The organism is Acidithiobacillus ferrivorans, from assembly GCF_016250455.1.
In the GTDB taxonomy this organism is placed as follows: Bacteria; Pseudomonadota; Gammaproteobacteria; order Acidithiobacillales; family Acidithiobacillaceae; genus Acidithiobacillus; species Acidithiobacillus ferrivorans.
The window spans coordinates 1862322-1875243 of the sequence record NZ_CP059488.1 but is presented as its reverse complement, the minus strand read 5'-3'; the positions used below and the strand labels follow the sequence as shown (position 1 = coordinate 1875243).

Below are 12922 nucleotides of genomic sequence, written 5' to 3'. Positions count from 1 at the left end.
TCGGCGGCGGTCAGGGAAGCAGGAGCGCGCCCTTTTCGCTGACGGCTGCCAGCGTGTATGGTTGGTGGTATCAGCAGATCGGAGCAGAGCATGGACAAGCGCTTTACCCTGGAGAGCAGTTTCCCACCGCAGGGCGACCAGCCGGAGGCCATCCGCCTGTTGGTGAGTGGCCTTGCCTCTGGTGAGTTTTTCCAGACCCTGTTGGGGGTGACCGGTTCAGGCAAGACCTTCACCATGGCCAACGTCATTGCAAACACCCACCGGCCGGCCATTATCATGGCACCCAACAAGACCCTGGCAGCGCAGCTCTACGCGGAGATGCGCGCATTTTTTCCCCACAATGCCGTGGAGTATTTCGTCAGCTATTACGATTACTACCAGCCCGAGGCCTACGTTCCTTCCTCCGATACGTTTATTGAAAAAGACGCCGCCATCAATGATCACATCGAGCAGATGCGCCTCTCTGCCACCAAGGCCCTGCTGGAACGGCCGGATGTCATCATCGTGGCCACCGTTTCCGCTATCTACGGTCTAGGTGATCCGGCCTCCTACCATGGCATGATCCTGCATCTGCGCGAGTCCGCCACCATGGATCAGCGCGCCATCCTCAAGCGTCTGGCGGAGATGCAATACAGCCGCAATCCTTTGGAAATGAAGCGCGGCACCTTTCGCGTCAACGGCGACGTCATCGATATATGGCCCGCAGAAAGTGAGGACGAAGCCGTTCGGATTGTGCTTTTTGGCGATGAACTGGAGCGCATCTCGCTCTTCGATCCCCTGACTGGCAAGACCATCACCCGTTTGCCGCGCTACACCATCTACCCCAAAAGTCACTACGTCACCCCGCGCGCGACCATTCTCGCGGCGCTGGACGCTATTAAGGACGAACTTCGCTCGCGTCTGGAAGACCTGCGCCGCGCCAACAAGCTGGTCGAGGCGCAACGGCTGGAGCAGCGCACCCGCTTTGATCTGGAGATGATGGCCGAGCTGGGGTATTGCTCGGGGATCGAGAATTACTCCCGCTACCTCTCGGGACGGGTGCCCGGTCAGGCCCCACCGACCCTGATGGACTACCTCCCCAAGGATGCCCTGTTGTTTATGGATGAATCCCATGTGACCGTTCCGCAGTTCGGGGGAATGTACAAGGGCGACCGCTCGCGTAAGGAAACCCTGGTGGAATACGGGTTCCGCCTGCCCTCGGCACTGGACAACCGGCCCTTGATGTTCCCCGAGTTCGAGTCGCTGATGCCGCAGACCGTGTTTATTTCTGCAACGCCCGGTCCCTACGAACTGGAGCACTCCGGGCAGGTGGTGGAGCAGGTGGTACGGCCCACCGGCCTGGTCGATCCGGCTGTGGACATCCGCCCGGCGAAGGGGCAGGTCGATGATCTGATCAGTGAAATCAACATCGTTGTGCGTACCGGTTGGCGTATTCTGGTGACGACGTTGACCAAACGGATGGCCGAAGATTTGGCCGATTATCTCCATGAACTGGGGATCAAATGCCGTTACTTGCACTCTGATATCGAGACGGTGGAGCGGGTGGAGATCATTCGCGATCTGCGCGCCGGGGTATTCGACGTGCTGATCGGGATTAACCTGCTGCGGGAAGGCCTGGATATGCCGGAGGTGGCATTGGTCGCCATTCTGGATGCGGACAAGGAGGGCTTCCTGCGCTCGGAGCGGTCCCTGATCCAGACCATCGGGCGCGCTGCGCGCAACCTGCACGGACGGGCCATTCTCTACGCGGACAGCGTCACCAAATCCATGGCCCGGGCCATAGCCGAAACCGACCGCCGCCGGGGGAAGCAGTTGCAGTTCAACGCGGTGCATGGCATCACCCCGCGCGGCATCATCAAGCCGGTGTCAGACATGATTGAGGGTGTCTACCGGCGTAATGCCCAACCCGCCGCGCGCGCCGCGGAAAAAAGTGCGGATTATCGCGTGCTCAGTGACCCCAAAACGGTTGCTAAAAAAATTAAGGAGTTGGAGGAGGCCATGTACCGTCACGCCCGCAATCTTGAGTTTGAACAGGCGGCGGCGCTGCGGGACGACATCAAAAAACTGGAGGCCCGTCTGCTGGGTACCGATCTGCCGGTATCTCTGGAAGAGAACTGAGGTGCAACTCATAAGGACAAAAGCACGTCCTGCAACTTGACGCGGCGTAGGGCGTTGCCTATCCTGTAAACCAACCGGACGGTATGCAATAACAGGAGAACATGATTATGATGAAGGCTAAAGCCTATGCTGCTCAGACTGCCAGCAGCCCATTGGCGCCCTACGAAGTCCTGCGTCGTGAGCCAGGTCCTGATGATGTCCAGATAGATATACTCTTTTGTGGTGTTTGCCATTCCGATTTGCACACCGCCCGCAATGAGTGGAAAAACACGCTGTATCCCTCTATTCCCGGTCACGAAATTGTGGGTCGCGTCGTTGCGGTCGGTAAAGAGGTCAAACATTTTAAAGTCGGTGATTTCGCCGGTGTTGGCTGTATGGTGGATAGTTGTGGGCACTGTCCGTCCTGTGCCGAGGGTGAGGAGCAGTACTGCGATAACGGATTCACCGGAACCTATAACGGCCCGGTATTCGGCGGCGAAAATACCTACGGCGGCTATTCCCAGAGCGTGGTAGTCAAAGAATCCTTTGTGCTGAAGATTCGGCATGATGAAAAAGATCTGGCGCGCGTGGCGCCGTTGCTCTGCGCCGGTATCACCACGTACTCGCCCTTACGCCACTGGGGTGTCGGACCGGGTAAAAAGGTCGGCATTGTCGGCCTGGGAGGCCTCGGTCATATGGGCGTCAAGTTGGCGCACGCCATGGGTGCCCATGTGGTGCTATTCACCACTTCCCTCGGCAAAGTGGAGGATGGTAAGCGGTTGGGGGCGGATGAGGTCTGCATCTCCAAAGATGACGCGCAAATGGCCAGCCATGCCAACAGCTTTGATTTTATCCTCAATACCGTGGCGGTGTCCCATAATCTGGACACCTTCCTTAACCTGCTCAAGCGGGATGGTACGATGACGCTGGTGGGTGCGCCGGCAGAGCCGCATCCGTCACCAGAAGTCTTCAACCTGATTTTTAAGCGTCGGCAGCTCGCGGGCTCCCTTATTGGTGGTATTCGGGAAACGCAGGAGATGCTGGATTTCTGCGCGCAGCACGGGATTGGTTCGGATGTCGAGATGATCCCCATGGACTACATCAATACCGCCTACGAAAGAATGCTGAAGAGCGACGTGAAGTATCGCTTTGTGATTGACATGGCGACGCTGAAATAATCCTCCAGGGCCGAAGATAATCGGCCCTGATTGCCAGCAGAGTGAAGGGCACACCGGGCTGAAGTGATAAACGACAGCCTGGTGTGTTTTTTGTTTCAGAGCGAAATGTCAAGGCTGCAGGAACTGCGCGCGGGCTACCGCAGAAGGGTGGTTCGCGTTGTGCCCCGCGTCCGAATTGGCTACCATGCGCAGGTTAAATGCGCGCACTGCGAGTCCTATGAGCAAATACATTTTCGTAACAGGTGGGGTGGTTTCTTCTCTGGGCAAGGGTGCTGCTGGCGCAGCTCTTGGTGCGCTGCTGGAGGCGCGTGGGTTGAAGGTCACCATGCTCAAGTTGGATCCTTACATCAATGTCGATCCGGGTACCATGAGCCCCTTTCAGCACGGTGAGGTTTTCGTCACGGCCGACGGTGCAGAAACGGATCTGGATTTGGGCCATTACGAGCGATTCCTCTCGACGCGGATGGACAAGCGCAACAATTTCACCACGGGCCTGGTTTATCAGACCGTTATTGAAAAGGAGCGGCGCGGCGACTATCTGGGGCGTACGGTGCAGGTCATCCCGCATGTCACCGATGAGATCAAGCGGCGCATCCGGCTGGGTGCGGCGAATGCCGATGTGGCGTTGGTAGAAATCGGCGGTACTGTCGGCGACATTGAGTCGCAGCCCTTTCTGGAGGCGATCCGGCAGATGGCGGTGGAGGAAGAACGTGGTGACACCCTCTTCATGCATTTGACGCTGGTACCCTATCTGGCATCTGCCGGGGAGATGAAAACCAAGCCAACTCAGCACTCGGTGCGCGAACTGCGTGCCATCGGTATCCAGCCGGATGTGCTGCTCTGCCGTGCCGATAGGCCTATACCTGCCGATCATCGGGCTAAAATCGGGCTCTTTTCTAATCTGCCGGAAAGGGCGGTCATTTCCGCCATCGACACCGATAGCATCTATCGTATTCCACTGCTTTTCCATGCGCAGGGTCTGGATGATCTGGTGGTGCAGGTTCTCGGCCTGCAGGTGCCAGCCCCCGATCTTGCGGTATGGAATGGCATTATAGATGCCTTGGAACACCCGGAAGGTGAGGTGGTGATTGCCCTCGTGGGCAAATATGTGGGGCTTACCGAGTCTTACAAGTCATTGGCCGAGGCGTTGCTGCACGCGGGATTGCGGGCGCGGCGGAGTGTGCGCTTCCTTTATGTGGATGCGGAAGATATTGAGACGCGAGGGACGGAGATGCTCGCGGAAGCGGACGCTATCCTGGTGCCCGGCGGTTTCGGAGGACGTGGCACCGAAGGCAAAATCACCTCCATTCGCTACGCCCGGGAGCAGAAGGTGCCTTATCTCGGCATCTGCCTCGGCATGCAGTTGGCGGTCGTTGAGTTCGCCCGTCATTGTGCCGGACTGAGGGACGCCAACAGTACAGAACTGGACCCCCAGACTCCGGCGCCGGTCATTACGCTGATGACTGAGTGGTCTGATCCCGAAGGTCATAAGGCGTATCGGGAGGAGGGGGGCAATCTGGGCGGCACCATGCGGCTGGGTGAGCAAGAGTGCCGACTGGAAGCTGGCAGCCTGGCGGCACAAGCTTATGGGCAGGAGCGGATTCACGAGCGGCATCGCCATCGCTTCGAGTTCAACAATCGTTACCGCGATTCATTGGCCACGGCAGGGCTGCACTATACGGGTTTTTCTGCGGATACGGAGTTGGTGGAAGTGGTGGAGTTGCCGGGCCACCCCTGGTTTCTGGGCTGCCAGTTTCACCCGGAGTTCACCAGTAATCCGCGTGAGGGGCATCCATTGTTCGATGCCTTTATGCACGCGGCCATCGCGCAGCGGGAACGACGGGAGGCTACAGCATGAAGCTGTGTGGCTTCGAGGCAGGTCTGCAGCACCCATTCTTTCTGATTGCCGGACCTTGTGCGATCGAAAGTGAATCCCTGGCGTTGCGCACGGCGGAGGCTCTGCGCGATATCTGTGCACGCCTCGGTATCCCCTTTATTTATAAAAGTTCCTACGACAAGGCGAACCGATCTTCGGGACAGAGTTTCCGCGGACCTGGTAGGGACGAAGGTCTGCGCATTCTCGAAAAGGTCCGCCGGGAAACGGGGGTGCCGATCATTACGGATGTTCATGAAAAAGAGGACGTGTCGGTCGTGACGGAGGTGGCCGATGTGCTGCAAACGCCGGCCTTCCTCTGTCGGCAGACCGATTTCATTCAGGCCGTCGCTGCTGCCGGTAAGCCGGTCAACATCAAGAAAGGCCAGTTCCTCGCGCCCTGGGATATGCTGCACGTCGCCAACAAGGCCAAGGCTACCGGCAATGACCAGATTATGGTCTGTGAGCGCGGTGCCTCCTTCGGCTATAACAACCTCGTATCGGATATGCGTTCCCTCGCAGTGATGCGCCAGACCGGATGCCCTGTGGTTTTTGATGCAACCCATTCGGTACAGCTTCCGGGTGGTCAGGGCGATCGCTCTGGGGGCCAGCGCGAATTTATCCCGGTGCTGGCGCGGGCCGCCGTGGCGGCCGGTGTGTCAGGACTCTTTATGGAGACGCATCCTGATCCGGCGCAGGCCTTGTCCGATGGCCCCAACGCTTGGCCGCTGGGACGTATGGAGAGCCTGTTGCGTGTCCTCCAGCAGATTGATCATCTCGTGAAAGAGCAAGATTTCCCTGAAAACCATCCTGAGGAGTTAGCATGAACGCCATCGTCCGTATACAAGCCCGTGAAGTTCTCGATTCGCGTGGTAACCCCACGGTGGAAGCCGAAGTCCATCTGGAAAATGGGGCTATGGGCCGTGCTATTGTTCCCAGTGGTGCCTCTACCGGTGAGCGCGAAGCCGTAGAATTGCGTGACGGGGGCCAGCGCTACGGTGGCAAGGGGGTGCGCAAAGCCGTGGAGCATGTCAACGGTGAGATCCAGGATTTACTCCTCGGCATGGAAGCCGAAGAGCAGGAGCATATTGACGCCGCCCTCTGCGCCCTGGATGGCACCGAAAATAAGGCACGTCTTGGCGCCAACGCGATCCTGAGCGTTTCACTGGCGACTGCCCATGCCGCCGCCCACGCCGCTGGCCAACCCTTGTATCGCTATATTGGCGGCCTTGGTCCTCTGCAATTGCCTGTCCCGATGATGAATGTCATCAACGGCGGTGCCCATGCTGATAATGACGTGGACATGCAGGAATTTATGCTGATCCCGGCGGGTGCGGAGTCTTTCTCTGAGGCGCTGCAGATGGGGGTGGAAGTGTTCCACAGCCTCAAGGCAGTACTGCAATCGCGCGGACTGGCAACGACCGTCGGCGACGAGGGTGGTTTCGCTCCGAATCTGCCTTCCAACGAGGCCGCACTGGAATTGCTCATGGACGCCATCAGTAAGGCGGGTTATCAGCCGGGCAAAGATATCTGGCTGGGCATGGATGTGGCGTCCAGTGAATTTTATCGGGATGGGCGTTATCATCTGGCCGGTGAAAAGCGCGAACTCAATAGTGCGCAATTCGTAGACTACTTGGAGACACTGGCCGCTCGTTATCCGTTGATCAGCATTGAAGATGGCATGGATCAAAATGACTGGGAAGGCTGGATCATGCTGACCGATCGTCTCGGCGATCGTTTGCAGTTGGTTGGCGATGATATTTTCGTGACGAATACGACCATTTTGCGCGAAGGTATTGAGCGTGGTGTCGCCAATAGCATCCTCATTAAACTCAACCAGATCGGCACGTTATCCGAGACCCTGGCGGCCATTGAAATGGCAAAAACCCATAGCTATACAGCTATCGTCTCGCACCGCTCCGGAGAAACCGAGGACACCACGTTGGCCGATGTCGCGGTGGCTACAGGTTGTGGTCAGATTAAAACAGGTTCTTTGTCGCGCACGGATCGGGTTGCAAAATACAACCGTTTGCTGCGTATTGAGGAAGATTTGGGCGACGCGGCCCGTTATCCTGGACTTGCAACTTTTTATAATCTGGACTAAAAGGAATTTAACGAGATATTTTCTGGTCCGTTAAATTTTCGGGGATTCTTCGGTATGGGCTATTGGGCGCGCGTAAAAAATAGCGTAGGCACTGCTAAGGCAGACGTGCGTCTTGTAGATTTTATGCTTCTCACCGTGTTGTGTGCCTTGCAATATCCACTTTGGTTTGCTTCTGGAAGCTGGTGGAATGTTGTGGAGTTGCACCAGAAACTGGAAAGCAAGCAGGTTATTTTAAAGCAGTTAGAAGATCGCAACGATCTTTTAACTGCGCAGGTGACGAGCCTGCAAACGGGGAGCCATGCTGTTGAAGAGCTGGCCCGACGTCATTTGGGGATGGTCAGTAAAGGCGAGGTGTTTGTCTGGGTGATTCCGGCCAAAGGCACTCCCAACCGTGTGAATACAATTACCCAAGTATCCTGAGCTGTGCCGGGCGTTGCGCTGATCCGGTAATATATCCGTTTATGATCGGTCAGGAGCGGTCGATGTAACTGCCGTCTACTGTGTTCACCCGGATTTTTTCACCCGCATTCACAAACTGCGGGACCATAACCGTAATGCCGGTTTCCATACGTGCGGCCTTGTAGGAGCCGGTAGCGGTTTGTCCCTTAATGGCGGGGTCAGCTTCACTCACTTCTAAAACAACCACAGGCGGCAATTCAACGCCAATGGGTCTGTCGTTATGCAGGTTGATCTGGATTTCGGTATTGGGCAAGAGATAGCCGGTTTGTCCTTCGAGCAGATCAGCACTGAGAATGAGCTGTTCAAAGTTCTCGTTGTCCATAAAGACATAGCCAGTGGCATCTGCATATAGATACTGCATGGTACGCGGCTCGACGACGGCCTTCTCTACACTTTCTCCGGAGCGGAAGCGGGTATTGGACTTGGTACCCGTCTCAATATTCTTCATCTCGATCTGCACGAAGGCACCACCTTTGCCGGGCTTCACGAAATCGGTTTTGAGTACACGCCAAAGTCCTTTTTCATGCTCCAGAATATTGCCGAGGCGGATATCAAAGGCGGAAATCTTCATACGCTAGTCCTTCTGGGCATTCCCTTTAGAGGGCGTGAATTGTACCCTAGAGGCTCATTTCTGACCAGCCCGGTCCCTGAGAGGTAATCATGTCTGAGCCCCGTACCCAGCCCCTGGAGATTCGTCCCCTCATGATCAGTCGCATCTTGGAAGTAGATTGGGCCGACGCTCACACCAGCCGCCTGACCTTTGAACACCTGCGGGTGGAATGTCCCTGCGCGGAGTGTAAAGGGCATACACCCGATCAGGCACGGGTGATTACCGGTAAAGCGGACGTGAGCATTGTGGATGTGGTTCCGGTGGGGAACTATGCGGTGCAGCTGCATTTCAGTGATGGCCATAGTACCGGCATTTTCACGTGGGAGTATCTGCGTATGCTGGATAGTGAATGAGTGCTATGGGTGTTCAAAATTTCTGATATCTCTGATGGATCCTGAACCCATAGAACATACTCAGAGAGATATGGAGACGGCAGAAACGCCCTTCGTTCTTGGCGACTTTCTACGCACGTTGACCAGTCAGCCTGGTATTTACCAGATGGTTGGCCCAGGTGGCGGCCTGCTTTACGTGGGCAAGGCTCGCAATCTCAAGCGCCGCGTCAGTTCTTATTTTCAAAAGCAGCGTCACAGCCCAAAAACACTGGCGATGCTGGCGCGGGTAAAACGCGTCGAAGTGGTAGTGACGCACACCGAAACCGAAGCGCTGGTGCTGGAAGCGAATCTCATTAAGCGCCACCATCCGCCGTACAATATCCTGCTGCGGGATGATAAGAGTTACCCCTACCTGTTCATAGAAACCAGTCACGACACGCCGCGCATGAGTCTGCACCGAGGTGCCCAGAAGGGCAAAGGGCACTACTTCGGTCCGTATCCGGCCGTCACTGCACTGCGTGAGAGTATGGTGCTGTTACAGAAAGCCTTCCGCTTGCGGACCTGCGAGGACCATACCTTTCATCACCGCAGCCGGGCTTGTTTGCAATACCAGATTCGCCGTTGCAGTGGTCCCTGTGTTGGGCATATCAGCGGGGCGGACTACGCGCGGGATGTGGCGGACACGATTCGCTTTCTGGAAGGCAAGAGTGACGAAGCAATTCGCAGGCTGAACGCGTGCATGCAGGCTGCGGCGGAGCAGTTCGATTTTGAGGAAGCCGCGCGACGGCGTGACCAGATCGCTGCGTTGTCCAAGATTCAGGAGCGTCAGTATGTAGTGCAGGCAGGTGGGGGAGATTTTGATGTGCTGGCGGCGGCACAAGAGAATGGGCAGTGGGTGGTGTATGTCAGTTTTATCCGCAATGGACGACAACTGGGCGGACGCGCAATTTTCCCACGCCATACGGAAGAAATGCGTGCGCCGGATGTTCTCACTGCCTTCCTCATGCAGTTCTACAGTAATAAAGAGGTGCCGGGGAATCTGCTGGTCAATGTGCTGCCGCGTTCGCCGACTTCACTTGCGGAGGCCCTGAGCAGCGAAGCCGGGCACCGGGTCATGATTGATCAGCCGCAGCGCGGTCCGCGCCGGCGCTGGATGGCGTTGGCGTTCACCAACGCCGTGGGAGCGTTGCGCCAAAGAGCGCAGACCGCCACCGCCGGACGGCGGCGTATGCTCCTGCTGCAGGAGCTTTTTGACCTCGCAGAAACGCCGCAGCGCGTAGAATGCTTTGACATTAGCCATACGCGCGGTGAAGCGGCGGTGGCATCTTGTGTGGTTTTCGGTGAAGATGGGGCGCTGAAGAGTGCGTATCGTCGCTTCAATATCCGGGACATCCAGGGTGGGGACGATTACGCGGCTATAGAGCAGGCGGTGCATCGCCGCTACGCGCGCTTGCAAAAAGAAGGTTTGGCCTTGCCGGAGATCGTTCTTATTGACGGTGGTCCCGGGCAGGTGGCCCGGGCGCAAGCAGCTTTGGACGCATTGGAGATAGCGGGTATTCAGTTGTGTGGGGTAGCGAAAGGGACGACGCGGCGTCCGGGGCTGGAGATGCTGCATATCCCCGGATGGGCCGCCGCGCGACAATTTGACGATGATGACCCAGTATTACTGGTGATTCAGGAAATACGCGATGAAGCCCATCGCTTTGCCATTGCCGGTCATCGGGCGCGGCGCGGCAAGACACGACAGGAGTCTGATCTGGATGGCATCGCCGGGATCGGACCGAAACGGCGAGTCGCGCTGCTGCGCGCATTTGGTGGTTTACGAGGGGTTCGTGACGCCGGTATAGAGGATTTGCAGCGCGTAGAAGGGGTCCATCTGGAACTCGCGCAGCGGATATATGATTTCTTCCACGTAGGACGTGCCTGATTGTGATAAAACGGCTGCCCAATTTCCTGACGGTTCTGCGCATCTTGCTGGTGCCTATTTTTGTGGCGCTCTTTTACTGGGGGAGCGATGTGCGCACTTTTGCCGCCACCGCCGTTTTTGCGGTGGCGGCAATTACGGATTGGGCCGATGGTTATCTGGCCCGGCGCTATCATGGAGTGTCCCCCTTTGGTACCTTCCTGGACCCGGTTGCCGATAAGATCATGGTGATCACTGCACTGGTGCTTATTGCGTCTTCCGGAGAGATACCAAAGATACTGGCGGGTATTCTGATTAGCGTGATTATTGGCCGGGAAATCACCGTGTCGGCGCTGCGTGAATGGATGGCAGAGCTGGGGGAACGCAAGAAGGTGGCAGTCTCCTGGCTGGGCAAGGCGAAGGCGGCTACGCAGATGATTTCGATCCTGCTCCTGGTCTACGAACGCCCTCTGTTTGGCCTGTCGGGACGCAACCTGGGCATCGTCCTCCTGGTCGTAGCGGCGGCGATGACACTCTGGAGTATGGTAGGCTACTTGCGTGCCGCCTGGCCCAGCCTGATGGCCAGCGGCGTCCGTCTTGACAAGGATGGGTGATCCCGGTAGTCTTTGCGCCCATGCGGGAATAGCTCAGTGGTAGAGCACAACCTTGCCAAGGTTGGGGTCGCGAGTTCGAGCCTCGTTTCCCGCTCCACAATCTGGGGAAAGCATTCAGTCTTTCCCTTTTCTTTTAAGGCTGGGTGGCAGAGTGGTCATGCAGCGGCCTGCAAAGCCGCGTACCTCGGTTCGATTCCGGGCCCAGCCTCCAAATAACGTTGAAATGTTTGGCGCAGTGAGCACCCTGCAAAGTTTGATTGCTTCCTGTTTTCCAGGTCGAGGGTAGTGTGTGACAGAGTTAAATAAGCATGCCGCGATGGATAAAATTCTGTCCGTCGCCCCCATGCTCGACTGGACAGACCGCCATTGTCGGTATTTTCTGCGTTTGGTATGCCCTTCCTGTGTGCTTTATACCGAAATGGTCACCACCAGTGCGCTTCTTCTGGGGCGCAATCCCGAGCGATTTCTCGAATTCTCTGCGGCAGAACACCCCCTGATTTTGCAGTTAGGTGGGGATGATCCTGCGGCGATGCGTGCGGCCGCGGCAATGGCGCATGCCTATGGCTATGACGGGATCAATTTGAATGTGGGTTGTCCATCGCCGCGGGTGCAAAAGGGTCGTTTTGGGGCATGTCTGATGACGACGCCTGAGCTGGTCGCCGAATTGGTGGCCGCAATGGGAGAAAGTGGCTTGCCGATTAGCGTGAAACACCGTCTCGGTCTGGATCGGGAAGAGGACTATGCGACGCTGCGTGCTTTCATCGAAACCGTCGCGATGGTGGGATGCCGACACTTCATTATTCATGCACGTAATGCCTGGCTGAAAGGTCTCAGTCCGGCTGAAAACCGTGACGTGCCGCCCTTGCGCTGGGATTGGGTGCATCAGTTGAAAAAAGAGCTGCCACACCTGACCATCGAGATCAATGGAGGCTTTAACGATTTGACGGTGGTGACGGCGCAGTTTTCCGCAGTGGATGGGGTCATGATCGGGCGTTCTGCCTATCATCATCCCCTACTGTTGGCGGAAATTGAACGTGCCATGGGGCGTAGGGAGACCCTGCCAGTGCCCGCAGTAATCTTGTCGGGGTTGATAGAATATGCGGAACAATGGGGAGAGGCGTTGCCTGCACCGCGTTTGAGTCGCCATTTGCATGGGCTGCGCTTTGGGCAAAATGGCGCGGGAGCATGGCGTCGCTTTCTGGGTACCGCTGAAACCGGTGAGAGCGCCGCTGAGTTCCTGCGGCGCGGCATGTCGCTGTTCGATTGGAAGTCAGGCGAAGACGTGGTGGCTCATGGCCAGCAAACGCAGAGTGCGCTGATCCCGGATGCGAAAGTACACACGACTGGCTACCCGTCGCACCAGTACTAGGCCGCTGTCCTGCAGTAGAGCAAGATGCTGTGATGCATTACTGTGGCTGGTATTGATGGCTTTTACGAGGTTTTGCATGCTCATTTCGCCGCGTCCCAGCAGGCAGATAATCTTGTACCGCAAAGGGTGAGACATGGCTTTGATCACCTCGGAAAGCTGCTGAATTTCGCGTTCGGGAATAATGGGATTTTGCATCGTTAAGCTCCTTATATCAGGTTTTGACCTTCGCTTTTAACTGCAAGCATGGATCATGCCATATCGTTTTAGTAGCTTGAAATTGTTATGTAAAGTGAAAAATATCCGGAAAAGTATGGCCCCCGTGCCGGACCTGGCTGTAGACTGCTGGCTACGCTTTTCCGAGGGCCGTCTTAGGGTTGTTGATT

The 12922-nt window shown here is 56.7% G+C and carries 12 protein-coding genes and 2 tRNA genes; 12 read left to right on the top strand and 2 right to left on the bottom strand.

All coding sequences use genetic code 11. The annotated features are described in order from the left end of the window. Positions 1-90: 90 nt before the first annotated feature. The 6 genes from uvrB (at position 91) to H2515_RS09325 (ending at position 7672) form a co-directional block, all read left to right on the top strand. A complete protein-coding gene (gene uvrB, locus H2515_RS09350) occupies positions 91-2118 on the top strand; it encodes an excinuclease ABC subunit UvrB (RefSeq protein ID WP_198659940.1) in 2028 nt (675 codons plus the stop codon). Positions 2119-2225: 107 nt separating this feature from the next. Beyond that, entirely contained in the window at positions 2226-3275 is a 1050-nt protein-coding gene (locus tag H2515_RS09345; protein ID WP_269802040.1) for an NAD(P)-dependent alcohol dehydrogenase, read from the top strand. Positions 3276-3492: 217 nt separating this feature from the next. After that, the gene (locus tag H2515_RS09340; protein ID WP_198659939.1) at positions 3493-5133 is read left to right on the top strand and encodes a CTP synthase; all 1641 of its coding nucleotides are present in this window, start codon (positions 3493-3495) and stop codon (positions 5131-5133) included. Next, positions 5130-5975, top strand: coding sequence for a 3-deoxy-8-phosphooctulonate synthase (gene kdsA, locus H2515_RS09335; protein WP_198659938.1), 846 nt, complete (start codon positions 5130-5132; stop codon positions 5973-5975). The genes H2515_RS09340 and kdsA overlap by 4 nt, the downstream gene beginning before the upstream one ends. After that, the gene (gene eno, locus H2515_RS09330; RefSeq protein WP_014028767.1) at positions 5972-7252 is read left to right on the top strand and encodes a phosphopyruvate hydratase; all 1281 of its coding nucleotides are present in this window, start codon (positions 5972-5974) and stop codon (positions 7250-7252) included. Before kdsA ends, eno begins: the two co-directional genes overlap by 4 nt. Before the next feature lie 54 nt (positions 7253-7306). Next, positions 7307-7672 carry an FtsB family cell division protein gene (locus tag H2515_RS09325; RefSeq protein WP_198659937.1) on the top strand — a complete coding sequence of 122 codons (366 nt, stop codon included), beginning with the start codon at positions 7307-7309 and terminating at the stop codon, positions 7670-7672. A 49-nt stretch (positions 7673-7721) separates the two neighbouring features. On the opposite strand, the gene efp is transcribed toward H2515_RS09325, so the two are convergent. After that, positions 7722-8282 (bottom strand): elongation factor P, encoded by a 561-nt coding sequence (efp, locus tag H2515_RS09320; protein ID WP_014028769.1) that lies wholly within the window; start codon positions 8280-8282, stop codon positions 7722-7724. Between the two features lie 89 nt (positions 8283-8371). On the opposite strand from efp, the gene H2515_RS09315 reads away from it, so the two are divergent. The 6 genes from H2515_RS09315 (at position 8372) to dusA (ending at position 12539) form a co-directional block, all read left to right on the top strand. After that, positions 8372-8674 (top strand): gamma-butyrobetaine hydroxylase-like domain-containing protein, encoded by a 303-nt coding sequence (locus H2515_RS09315; protein WP_198659936.1) that lies wholly within the window; start codon positions 8372-8374, stop codon positions 8672-8674. A gap of 34 nt (positions 8675-8708) precedes the next feature. Then, complete coding sequence (uvrC, locus tag H2515_RS09310) at positions 8709-10580, top strand: excinuclease ABC subunit UvrC (RefSeq protein ID WP_065413432.1); 1872 nt, start codon at positions 8709-8711, stop codon at positions 10578-10580. 2 nt (positions 10581-10582) lie between these two features. Then, positions 10583-11170, top strand: a complete 588-nt coding sequence (pgsA, locus tag H2515_RS09305; protein WP_035191197.1) for a CDP-diacylglycerol--glycerol-3-phosphate 3-phosphatidyltransferase — start codon at positions 10583-10585, stop codon at positions 11168-11170. 22 nt (positions 11171-11192) lie between these two features. Beyond that, positions 11193-11267: transfer RNA gene (locus H2515_RS09300), tRNA-Gly, on the top strand. A 40-nt stretch (positions 11268-11307) separates the two neighbouring features. After that, positions 11308-11381: transfer RNA gene (locus H2515_RS09295), tRNA-Cys, on the top strand. 78 nt (positions 11382-11459) lie between these two features. Beyond that, the gene (gene dusA / locus H2515_RS09290) at positions 11460-12539 is read left to right on the top strand and encodes a tRNA dihydrouridine(20/20a) synthase DusA (RefSeq protein ID WP_232821318.1); all 1080 of its coding nucleotides are present in this window, start codon (positions 11460-11462) and stop codon (positions 12537-12539) included. Here the strand turns inward: dusA and H2515_RS09285 are convergent. Next, the gene (locus tag H2515_RS09285; RefSeq protein ID WP_064218825.1) at positions 12441-12734 is read right to left on the bottom strand and encodes an ArsR/SmtB family transcription factor; all 294 of its coding nucleotides are present in this window, start codon (positions 12732-12734) and stop codon (positions 12441-12443) included. The two genes, dusA and H2515_RS09285, sit on opposite strands and share 99 nt — an antisense overlap. Positions 12735-12922: the final 188 nt, after the last annotated feature.

Bases quoted from the DNA above. Each gene is read 5' to 3' on its own strand.
- uvrB (WP_198659940.1), top strand. From the start codon at position 91: ATGGACAAGCGCTTTACCCTGGAGAGCAGTTTCCCACCGCAGGGCGAC.
- H2515_RS09345 (WP_269802040.1), top strand. From the start codon at position 2,226: ATGATGAAGGCTAAAGCCTATGCTGCTCAGACTGCCAGCAGCCCATTG.
- H2515_RS09340 (WP_198659939.1), top strand. From the start codon at position 3,493: ATGAGCAAATACATTTTCGTAACAGGTGGGGTGGTTTCTTCTCTGGGC.
- kdsA (WP_198659938.1), top strand. From the start codon at position 5,130: ATGAAGCTGTGTGGCTTCGAGGCAGGTCTGCAGCACCCATTCTTTCTG.
- eno (WP_014028767.1), top strand. From the start codon at position 5,972: ATGAACGCCATCGTCCGTATACAAGCCCGTGAAGTTCTCGATTCGCGT.
- H2515_RS09325 (WP_198659937.1), top strand. From the start codon at position 7,307: ATGGGCTATTGGGCGCGCGTAAAAAATAGCGTAGGCACTGCTAAGGCA.
- efp (WP_014028769.1), bottom strand. From the start codon at position 8,282: ATGAAGATTTCCGCCTTTGATATCCGCCTCGGCAATATTCTGGAGCAT.
- H2515_RS09315 (WP_198659936.1), top strand. From the start codon at position 8,372: ATGTCTGAGCCCCGTACCCAGCCCCTGGAGATTCGTCCCCTCATGATC.
- uvrC (WP_065413432.1), top strand. From the start codon at position 8,709: ATGGATCCTGAACCCATAGAACATACTCAGAGAGATATGGAGACGGCA.
- H2515_RS09285 (WP_064218825.1), bottom strand. From the start codon at position 12,734: ATGCAAAATCCCATTATTCCCGAACGCGAAATTCAGCAGCTTTCCGAG.